General features: G+C 44.0%; 5 protein-coding genes. 1 reads left to right on the forward strand and 4 read right to left on the reverse strand.

Features of this window, described 5'->3' with window-relative positions; all coding sequences use genetic code 11:
* Nucleotides 1-19 precede the first annotated feature (19 nt).
* From EPX21_RS01700 to EPX21_RS01715, 4 genes are all read right to left on the reverse strand, one after another.
* The gene (locus EPX21_RS01700; RefSeq protein ID WP_134087945.1) at nucleotides 20-3,067 is read right to left on the reverse strand and encodes a TonB-dependent receptor; all 3,048 of its coding nucleotides are present in this window, start codon (nucleotides 3,065-3,067) and stop codon (nucleotides 20-22) included.
* A gap of 310 nt (nucleotides 3,068-3,377) precedes the next feature.
* The gene (locus tag EPX21_RS01705) at nucleotides 3,378-5,627 is read right to left on the reverse strand and encodes an alpha-galactosidase (protein ID WP_240768465.1); all 2,250 of its coding nucleotides are present in this window, start codon (nucleotides 5,625-5,627) and stop codon (nucleotides 3,378-3,380) included.
* Nucleotides 5,628-5,701: 74 nt separating this feature from the next.
* Nucleotides 5,702-6,658 (reverse strand): aldose epimerase family protein, encoded by a 957-nt coding sequence (locus tag EPX21_RS01710; protein ID WP_134087947.1) that lies wholly within the window; start codon nucleotides 6,656-6,658, stop codon nucleotides 5,702-5,704.
* A complete protein-coding gene (locus tag EPX21_RS01715) occupies nucleotides 6,655-10,011 on the reverse strand; it encodes a DUF5107 domain-containing protein (protein ID WP_134087948.1) in 3,357 nt (1,118 codons plus the stop codon). Before EPX21_RS01715 ends, EPX21_RS01710 begins: the two co-directional genes overlap by 4 nt.
* Nucleotides 10,012-10,121: 110 nt before the next feature.
* On the opposite strand from EPX21_RS01715, the gene EPX21_RS01720 reads away from it, so the two are divergent.
* The gene (locus tag EPX21_RS01720; RefSeq protein WP_134087949.1) at nucleotides 10,122-11,030 is read left to right on the forward strand and encodes an AraC family transcriptional regulator; all 909 of its coding nucleotides are present in this window, start codon (nucleotides 10,122-10,124) and stop codon (nucleotides 11,028-11,030) included.
* Nucleotides 11,031-11,050: the final 20 nt, after the last annotated feature.

An 11,050-nucleotide genomic window follows, 5' to 3' on the forward strand; every position in this document is an offset into this window, starting at 1 on the left:
ATGGTTTTATTAGTCGATGTTAAAAATTGACTTGCACTCCTAAGCTATAGGTTTTTAATTGCGGGTAAGTGGTTCCATTCCCATTTTCGATCTCTACATCCCATAGATCGAATTTACTGAATGTCAACAGATTAAAACCCTGAAAAAAAACGGTGGCATTCTTTAGCCCTAAGCGCTTGCTGAAGTTTTCATTTAGCGTATAACCGATGTCCAAGGTTTTCAACCGTAAGAAGCTCATATCCTGAATCCACCAAGAGCTAGTACGGTAATTCATGTTTTCATCCCCAAAGGTCAGTCTGGGATATAGCGGATCTGACACCGGACTATCCTCCGTCCAACGATCTTCAATAGCGGTTAATAGATTACCGCTGGAAACGCCTTGTGTAAAAGGTGTAAATCCTTGTCCATTGGTTACGATGTCTACATTGCCCGTACCCTGAAAAAAAGCGGCAAAGGAAAAACGTTTGTAACTAAAGCCTAAACGCAAGCCGTAAACCAATTCCGGGATAGATCCATAGCCTATCGGCGCTTCATCATTGGCATCGATCAGCCCATCGTTGTTAAGGTCCCGGTATTTAATGTCTCCCGGCATTGTATTCCCGATCTGGGTAGCTGAGCCGGCAATTTCCTCCGCTGACGTAAAGAGCCCTTCAGCAATTAATCCAAAACGCTGACCAATGCGCTGCCCTTTCCGTTCCCGCCAAGGATAGTTCCAAGGTGGTAGATCGTCTTCAATCACTTTGTTGCGATTAAAGGTTACTGTACCCTGAATATTCACCGTAAAATCTTGTGAAAGCTTCCCGTTGTAAGTCATGGAAGCATCCAAACCTCTATTCTCCGTTATCCCTAAATTACCATAGGGATTGTTGTACAAACCAAAATAATAAGGAATTGCCGACCGTCTTAAGAAAGAGCCTTCACGCCTTTCATGGAAAAGATCAAACTGCACATTCAAATCGCCTTTTAAGACGTTTAGGTCGATCCCCAGATTGGTCTTCAGCGCCTTCTCCCAGGTTACATCTACTGCGTATTCGTCTATATCAATACCGCCTATGCTATTACCATATTGTTCGCCAAAAGTATAGCCACCGGCTCCTCCTCCAACAGTGGCAACATAAGCAAAACGCCTACCACCAATATCTGCGTTTCCCACCGTTCCTCTGGAGAAACGGATCTTCCCCAGCGGTATAGCACTTTTCAACGACTCAAAGAAAGGTTCTTCCGAAAACACCCAGCCCAAGCCTAGAGAAGGAAAAAAGCCGTAACGATTACTTGGCAAGAAATTCTCGGACCCGTTATAACCAAAATTCAACTCTACCAAATACCGATTAGCGTAGTCGTAAGTCGTTCTTCCAGCGATCCCCCGATAACGAAAAGGAAGCGAGTTAATCAAATCACCTGATTGGCTGTCGACGTAATCGCTTTGGTTAAACAAAATCATACCCGTTACATTATGATCGCCAAAACTGCGGTTATAATTAACGGCGGCTTCCGTATAAAAACGTCGGTTATTCTCCAGCTCACCACGTGAAAAGCCGAGATAGTTGCTTCCCACCCGTGTTTGATCAAAGGTCAAGTTTCCCTGCTCATCCCGTCCTGTAGCATAATAAGTGTCGGGATTTTTTCTTCTCAGCGCGGCATTTTGGTTGTAGTAGTCAAAAGCAAACATCCCATAAGCAGACAGACCGGAGGTGATAAAACTAAAATCCTGTGTAACTCGGATATTGGAGTTTACCCGATTCCGGGTACGGCTGTTATAACCGGATTGGGTAAGCATTAAATAACCATTCCCTCCTCTTAAATCAGCCAAGTAACCATTCGAGTACACTAAAGGAAACAAATTGGGTGGCGTTTCCATGCTTTTGGAAAAAATTTCATTGGTTCCATAACCGGGATAGGTTCCATCCAAAATATAGCCCTGCACGCCGACGTCTACCTTTGTTGTCCCGGTAGCCTGTAAGGCAACGTTACTGGTAAAGTTATAGCGATCGACCCCAATGCGCGAGTCGTAATTTTCCAATTCATCTCTCTTAAGCAAGCCTACCTCACTGTAGTATGCACCGGAAACATAGAAATTCGCGCGTTCACTACCACCTGTCAGATTTATATTTAGCCGTCTATTTCTACCAAAGTCATTGAATAAGGCCTCATTCCAATTTACATTCGGATAAATATCAGGGTCGGTGCCATTCCTTGTTTGCCGAATAGCGTTTTCGCTATAAATCGGATTCCGGCCTCGGGTGGTGTTCGCTTCATTTGCCAACTGCATGAACATAGGTGCGTCAACTAATTCCGGAATTTTTGTCAATTGAGTGGCGCCCTCGTTATAGCCGATCACCACATTGGTTTTTTGCACTTTTCCTTTTCGTGTATTAATGAGCACTACGCCGTTGGCGCCACGCACGCCATAAACTGCCGTTGCTGAGGCGTCTTTCAAAATAGAAAAGCTTTCGATATCTTCCGGATCAACGTCTTCCATCGGTCGTTCCACGCCGTCTACCAATACCAAAGGATTACTGGAGCCCAAACTCGACCGACCTCGAATCCATAAATTAGCGTTATCATAACCTGGTTCTCCGCTTCGTTGTACGCCTACAATACCCGATAAACGTCCCGCTAGCACAGTCGACAGGTTCCGCACCGGCGTTTTTAACTCCGTAGGCCTTACGGTAGACTGTGCGCCAATACTGGAAATCTTCCGTTGCACACCAAATCCTACTACCACCACCTCCTCCAAACTACCCTCCTCAGGCTGTAAGGTGATATTCAAAGTGGTAGCCCCGTTAACAAAAATTTCACGAGGGAGATAGCCAACGTAAGACACTTGAAAAATAGCGTTTTCAAGAACATCAATCACGTATCTCCCCTGTTCGTTCGTAGTGGTTCCTAGATTCGCCGCATCTTTCACGCGTATAGAAGCTCCCGAAATGGCCGTCCCCGCACTATCCCGAACGGTTCCCGTAACCGTTATCGTTTCTTGGGCACACACATTTGTCATCAAAAGCAAATGGCTGATCAAGACAATGAAAAAACACCTCACGGTCTTAACAGAACAAGAATTCATCATTAATTTATGGTTTAAAGGTTATGAAATCAGTTAAGCTTATTATTAGTTAAGTACCCGGTACGAGAACAAAATTAGGGCATAGCCTAGCTGCAAAAAATGGACGAATATTATAAAAAGATGGATTATTGTACGAATATTGCGCGGCTTGAGACGCTTAATAAGTACACAGACTGGCGATTGTCAAAACGCAGCAAAATTGATTTTTAAATGATTACAGACGAAATTAAGCTATAATAAAAAGATAATCCCGATAAGGAATGAAAAACTGTTCATTCCTTATCGGGGTACTAATCTGTATAATTAAGTACTATTACCTACTTTCCGATATTTTCAGAACAACGCTGGTTCGGTTAGTACTTAACTGCGGATTAAATCCGACTTTCATGAGGAAATCGCCGGAGTATACCGCTTGACTATTGATGGGCGACTGTTTTTGACCGTATAAATTGATTTCTTCTAAACGGTATTGTTTCTGGGGATCTAAACCTTGCAATTTAATAGGCATCAGGGAACCTTTATTCTGCCGATAGTTTACTTGGTAATTGAACATCACCCCTTCGCTTTTATCTTCGTTCACATAGCAAATAGACGCGTAATCTTCGGATTTTGGATCTGCCAGGCGATATTGGTCGCCCCGCCAGATAATAGGCTTCAGCTGGTTATAGTTTTTTATCGCTTCCTGGCAAAATGCTAACTCTTCTTCAGGCAATTCGCTCACAACAATATCGAACCCCAATTTACCCATCATCGCGACATCGACCTTAAACTTCATGGATTGCTTTCCCCAGTCTGTTACGTGGTTGGCACTAGCGATAGCGGGATAGAAGTAAGAGTACTCATATTGCATAAATATCCGCTCAAGCGGATCCGTATTATCGCTCGGCCAATATTCGGTAAAATAGGCGAGTGAGCCATAATCAACCCGACCGCCTCCGCCTGAACAAAGCATCATGGGGACCTTCGGGTATTTTTTACGGAACTTCGCTAACACTTTATACAAGCCACGCACATAATCGACATAAAAATTACCCTGTTCTTTTAAATAAGGCGAATGTGCATTGTAAATCACGGCATTGCAATCCCATTTCACATAGGCCAATCCGGGATTCTTTACAAAGAGGTCATCAAGCGTTTTAAAGACGACGTCCTGTACTTCAGGATTTGACAAATCCAGCACTAATTGGTTCCGGAAATAATACTCCGGACGATCGGCCTGCTTTACTACCCAATTTGGATGCTTTTCGTATAATTCGCTTTTAGGACTAACCATTTCAGGTTCCACCCAAATACCAAATTTCACTTCATTACGCGACGCTTCCCTTACTAAGGAAATTAATCCATTGGGCAGTTTTTCTTTATTCTCTTCCCAATCACCCAAAGCGGATGTATCGGCATTGCGCGGGTATTTATTGCCAAACCAGCCATCGTCCAATAAAAAGAGATCAACGCCCAATTTTTTGGTATCTTTCAATAGTGCGAACAGCTTATGCTCGTTAAAATCAAAATAGGTTGCCTCCCAATTATTCAACAGTGTCAATCGATCGCCCTGGCCGTCCAGCAATTTATAGTTCCGCGCCCAATTATGTAAGTTTCTACTCGCTTTCCCCATCCCCTCATTCGAAAGGGTATATAAGAACTTGGGAGTAATGAAGTCCTCTTGGGCTTTCAGCACATAGGTGCTGGCATAATTATTCATGCCCGCCAGTATGCGTAAATTATCCTGTGGATCAAGTTCAAAGTCGATCTTAAAGTTACCGCTCCATTCGAGTCCGCCCAGTAAGACAGTGCCCTCATTTTCGCTAGATGGTCGTCCTATAGAGAGCATGAAAGCAGAAGGCTGAAACAGGTTGGCCCGTGTGCCCAATTTGCTATCGATCGTCTTTATGCCATGGGTAAGCTTCGTTTCTTCAGCTTGCATTTCGGTGATCCAATCGCCGTGATAGTGCCTTAACCAAAAATCGTCCGCCTTCAAACTTAAATTCGCAGAGGCATATTTCGTAAGTTCCACCCGCCCCTTCTCTTGGTGCCGGATAACCGCCCATTGCTCAATAAGGTCTTCTGCCGAATACATGCGATAATACAGACTTACTTCAAATGGATACACCGCGTCTTTTAAATCTACTTGTAATTCGGTAATGTTCTTGTCTATAGGCCGCTGTTCGTGCCGCACATACTTCAAATCGAGGGATTGATTACCATCCGCATGGATCACGCTGATCGCCGGCTCCAATAAATTGCGCGCCCCCGATCCGGTGTAAGCTGCAGCATACATGCCGGTATAGTCTCCCGTTTGTTTATACATACCTCGCAACAATTTGTATTCTTGTTGGTCACGAAGTTTTGGCCCTAAATAAGACATATTGAAATCCTTGTTCTCCTCCACTTGCAACACCAATGCCTGATGTTGGGTTTCCAGAACGATCTGCGCCTCCGTCTTCAGTTTCAACTCCTGTTGCTGTGCATACAGCGATGTACATCCAAAGGTGATAACGAATAATAGCATGAAAGCCTTCATCATTATAGGTTGGTAAAATTTCCGGTTTACATTTAATAGTTTCATTGGTTAATTCATTTATGGAGACCGCTTAAATGGTTTTACAGATCGCCAAAATAGTAAAAAATCATGGCTGCCCCTTAAAAATTGGTGAAGCGGTAACAGATCTGTTGTTCATATAATTCATTTGGGTTTAATACCGTTGAAGGAAAAGCCGGCTGGTTGGGAGCGTCCGGATAATGTTGTGGCTCTAGGCATATGCCCTGAAAAGGTTGAAAGGCGCCAGCCAGAAAATTACCGAAATACACTTGCATACCCGGCTGCGTCCCACTTATTTCGAGCTGCCGGCCACTCTTCTGCTCCCTTAATTTAGCCATCAAACGCAGCTCCTGCAGAGATCCAAAAGCATAATTCACGGTAACCACTTCTTCCATCACTTCCTTCACCAATGCCTCTTTTCGGAGATCAAACAAAGTGTTTTCCACCGAGCGGATTTCTCCTGTAGGGATGAAATGCGTGTCCATAGGCGTATATTGATCGGCGTAAATCTGTAAAGAATGCTCACCGGCCGTACCCTTGGCCGCTAAATTAAAATAACTATGATTGGAAAGATTGACAATGGTAGCCGCCTGGGAGGTAGCTTGATAAGTGATCCACAATTCATCCTCCTCTCCAAGTGCATAAACCAGGTTGACGGAAAGCGTTCCGGGGAACCCTTCCTCATTCGCTGGGCTACTATATTGTAATGTAACGCGTTGCTTAGAATATTCCAGTACCTGCCACAATTTTCGATTAAATCCAGAAAAGCCACCATGCAGATGGTTATGGCCATCATGCTCGTTGACAGCTAACTGAATTTCCTTACCCTGCAAGTTAAATCGACCGTTTTTTATGCGATTGGCGTATCGACCAAGGGTGGCGCCAATATAATGGTTGTCCTGCCTGTAATCTTCCAGGTTGGGATAAGATAACACCACGTTTGCAAAATGACCGCTCCTGTCCGCCACGTTTATGCCAGTGATGGTAGCCCCAAAATTACTGACGGCCACGCGCATGCCTCTTCTGTTTACTAGTACGTATTGCTTAATTCCACTCATAACTGAATTTCAAGCTCTTGTAAAAAAGGGATCATCCGAAGATGCACAAAAGCCCCCAAATGGCTGTTATTGAATGCCAATACTTCGTTCAAGCGATCAACAGCTTCCTCGTACCGGCCAAAACCCAATGCTGCTAAGCCGACCATATAGTGGCAATGGATCCGATTTTTCCATGATAAGTCTTGATCGAAAACCAATAAATCTGGTAAAGACACCGCCATATAATCAATGTGGATCACATCTTCCATATGGGCGAAACCAAAATCGTATAAGCGCTGGAATATTTGCCCGGCCCGTGCGGGTTGCCTGAGCTTTGACCAAGCCAAACCTTGATAAAAAATCTTGTCGGGCTGCGGATCATTATAAAAAATGGCCTGCACAGGTTCCGAATCACCTTGAGTTGCTAACTCAAAATAATGCTTGGCTTTGCCGCTATTTCCCATTCGTTCATAGGTGAGGCCCAATAGATAATGGATATCATTCTCCGGAGCATTCGGCAGTTTCCCTTCTCCCAAATGATGCGGATAGCTCTCCAAAGCGTGAAGCAAGTGCAAGGCTCTTAAATAATCCGCTTGCATCAAGGACTCTTTTGCCAATTCCTGTCCGGCCAATAAATACTGATTGGTAACCTTCCCCTCGCCTCCTTCCCAGGGATGAAACTTATGCCGTGCGAGAAGATCAAAAGCTTCGGCGAAGCTGCCTTGTAGATTCAATAAAGTGATTTTTTCGAGATAGAGATCATCCCGCTCAGCCAGCAAATCAGGATATTGATTGAGCAGCGCCAACCTTGTTTCAGGCGTCACCTGCTGCAACTTATAGAGTTGATCTAGCTCCATGAGCACCCGGGCGTCTGATTTATCCAAGTAAAAGGCTTCTTCCATGGTCCGCATCGCTTTTGCAAAATCCTTTTGTTGATTATAGTAGGCCAGCGCTAGGTTACGTTTAACGGTTGGGAATGTAGGATCCAAGGATGCCGCAGTCTCCCAAGCCTCAATAGCACGCTGATGCACTCGTTTATCATACCAATAATTCCCAACATAATAGTAGGCTCTCGCGTCCGAAGGGCGACGCTGTACGGCCTGCTGCAAGGCCAACATATCCTCGATCCGATTCGGAAAACAATAATCCGGCGAACAGCTATTGGCTATATGAAAATATTTATCGGCTTCTTCCCGCTGACCCGCAAGGTCAGCGATATACCCCAAATGATAGTAAAGCAAGGGCGTAATATTTCCATTGCATTCATCCTTTAAAAAATTCAGCAAAACGCTAGCTTCCTGATAACAACCAGCCTCCACATAGTCCAAAGCGTATTCAATACCGGTAGCCACCTTATCTTGAATGAAGGAAAGTAAATAATTCTTGTTGTTTTCTGCAATAAGCTGCTCGGCCAGTTCCAAGTTCATTAGGTATCTTTCGAACTGAGCACCATAATTGAAGGCATCGTCGAACAAAATTTCCTCGGCCAGTAATAAACCATCCCGGTACCACCCCAACTTGCGCAGGATAATCAGCTTGAGGTGCAACGCTTGCCCGCTTTGCGCATTACGTGTCAAGGAGGCGTTGATGTGCTCCAATGCTAATGCATACTGGCTGCGCAGCACATCAATCCGGGCCAACATCAAATAGGCACTGTCTTTCCATGCGGCGCTCCAAACCGCTTTATAAAAGTATTCGTAGGCCTCTTTTACAAGCCCTTTTAGCTTAAGGGTCAATCCTAAATTATACAGCACTTCGCTATCATATGGATTGGTATTACGCATAAAAAGGCGCTCCAAAGCGCTTCGGAAATGCGTTTCTGCCTGATCGAAAACACCTCTTCTCAACCACCACAAACCCAAGGCATTATTGTTTCGGATATCGCCTTTGTCCCTTTTCAGCGCTTCCCGATAATAGGCAGTCGGATCAAAAGTAGCATGGCGATATTGTTCCAGGTGTAAACCGTGAAGGTAAAGCTCTTCGGTACTCGCTATTTCCTGTGGTAGTGGCGCCGGTGTAGCGGGTGGCGGCAGTTCTTTTTCCTGTAGCTCCTGAGGCTGATAATCGATTAGTAAACGACCCTCTCTATCCCAAACGGAGAGCACATACTCATGTAAACGGGCGTTCGCAGCGTTCGGCATTTCATGTAAGAAAACCGAGGTGGGCGACAATGTCAAGCTTTTCTTATAGTAAGTCTGTCCGCCTTTCGTCAGTTCGATCGTGGCATCTTCAAAAATACCGGTGGCATAGATTCCCATACTTAAAAGCTGTTCATCTCGCAGATCCAAGTGAACGGCAACGTCTTTGTTTGCGTTTTTCACCACCCCGATTTTACTATAGGGCATAAAATATTGCACGAACGACTTATTTTCGTTGGGCTGCAACCAAGAAAAATCCGGTTGATTATCAGTATATGCTCCCGTCATCAATTCAATATAAGGTCCATCTTCATCGGTGAGATTGCGATCCCAAGCCTGTCCGAAATCGCCATTCCCCCAAGTCCACTGCTTTTTTCCAGGTACCGTATAATGATTGGCTACATGTAACATACCGGCCTCGCTATCATGCTCATAGCCTCCCATGAAATCATATTGCGATCCTACCGCCATAAAAGAGGTAGGCACCGGAATGTTCTTATAGCGCGAGATATCTGTTCCCGGAGAATAATCCATTTTATAATAAGTACCCTTGGCAATCGGAAAGGAAGATACATCGCGCTTTCCATGGTCGAATACCGCATGCACGTCGGGCGGAAAAACAGATTGATAATGCTCGTTTACCTTCACCGCAGGATTTGCCCACCATAAAAAGGTTTGCGGAAAGAAAGTTCTGTTGGATAACCGTGCAGTTATTTCCAAATAAGCTTTGTCAGGATACAAGGTAAAACCCGCCATTCCCTTGGTTCGGAACATGATTTCAACCTCATTTACCCATACCGTCTTCGCTCCATCAGGACGCTCTTCGATGTGATATTCCACCGGGAGGTAGGTACTTGGACGATGGTGTTGCGGCCAGTTAAATTCAATGCCTCCCGATATCCATGGACCTGTTAAACCAACCAAAGCCGGTTTTATGACCTGATTATAATAGACAAAATGTCGTTTTTTGACTTTATCATAAGCCATCTGCACCCTTCCTCCCAACTCCGGCAGAATCATAATCTTCAGGAAACTGTTTTCTATAAATACCGCCTTGTATATCCGATCTTCCTTCTGATCAAAAATCTTTTCTATGACCGGATGCGGGTAAACTACACCACTACTTCCCTGATATACCCTTTTTTCAAGAAACATTGGATTTTTTTCCGGTTTTCCAATCGGATAAGTGGGTATATTGATTGCTTCAGTCCAAATAGTTACTTCTGATGTATGCATAAGTCTTTAAAGGTTTACAAAGCAAAAATAGCTTTTGTTCTAGCCGTCAAAATGGAGAAATCATTTTAAACAATGGATTATTTTCCTATATTGGCACCAAACTAACCAGTATGATTAAGAAAAAAGAGGGTTTTGAAGGGGAACGGGCCATCATTCTTCCGCCGAAGATTATTGAACAATACCGGAGCCAATTGCTTACGGAAGCATTTTACGTTACTGATATTGGCTTTTATCCGAAAGCGAGGTATCATTATCGGGATCGACCATCGGGGGCAGACGAACATATCCTGATCCACTGTATAGAAGGAAAAGGTACGGCGCAAGTTGATGGCCATGAAATAATCGTGGCGCCTAACGATTATTTAATAATTCCTGCGGGCAAAAGACACCTATACCGAGCAGATCCCGATTATCCATGGACGATTTATTGGGTTCATTTTCAAGGCCAGCAAGCCGGTGTTATCTGTGAACGATTATATGATAAAATGCTTTCTCGAAAAAACAGCATCATGTACAATGAAAAACATCTTTTTTTATTTAACAAAATTTACAATACACTTCAGCAGGGCTACAGCAGAGAAAACATGGAATTTATTGCCTTAAGCTTTCCTTACTACTTAAGTGGTTATCTATTAAATGAACGTTTCAATCATCACCTCGATGAACAGGCCGAAGACCTTACCGAACAGGCCATCGGTTTTCTTAAAAGTCGCATTTCGACACCGACTACGCTCAAAGACATAGCCGAACATGTCCACCTATCGGTTTCCCACTTTTCGAGCATTTTCCATAAAAAGACCGGCTATTCGCCGATTGAATATTTCAACCACCTCAAAATTCAGAAAGCCTGCCAGCTATTGCAATTCACGAACCAACGTATTTTCGAAATAGCATTGGCTATTGGGATTAACGATCCCTATTATTTTTCGCGCCTTTTTCGAGCGCACATGGGTATATCGCCTAAAAACTATCGTAGTAGGTGGTCGTTATCTCCACAAAATAAAACGGATGAACCATAAGAAAATCCATGCTAAACCTA

The sequence above is a fragment of the Olivibacter sp. XZL3 genome, from assembly GCF_004368405.1.
GTDB lineage: Bacteria > Bacteroidota > Bacteroidia > Sphingobacteriales > Sphingobacteriaceae > Olivibacter.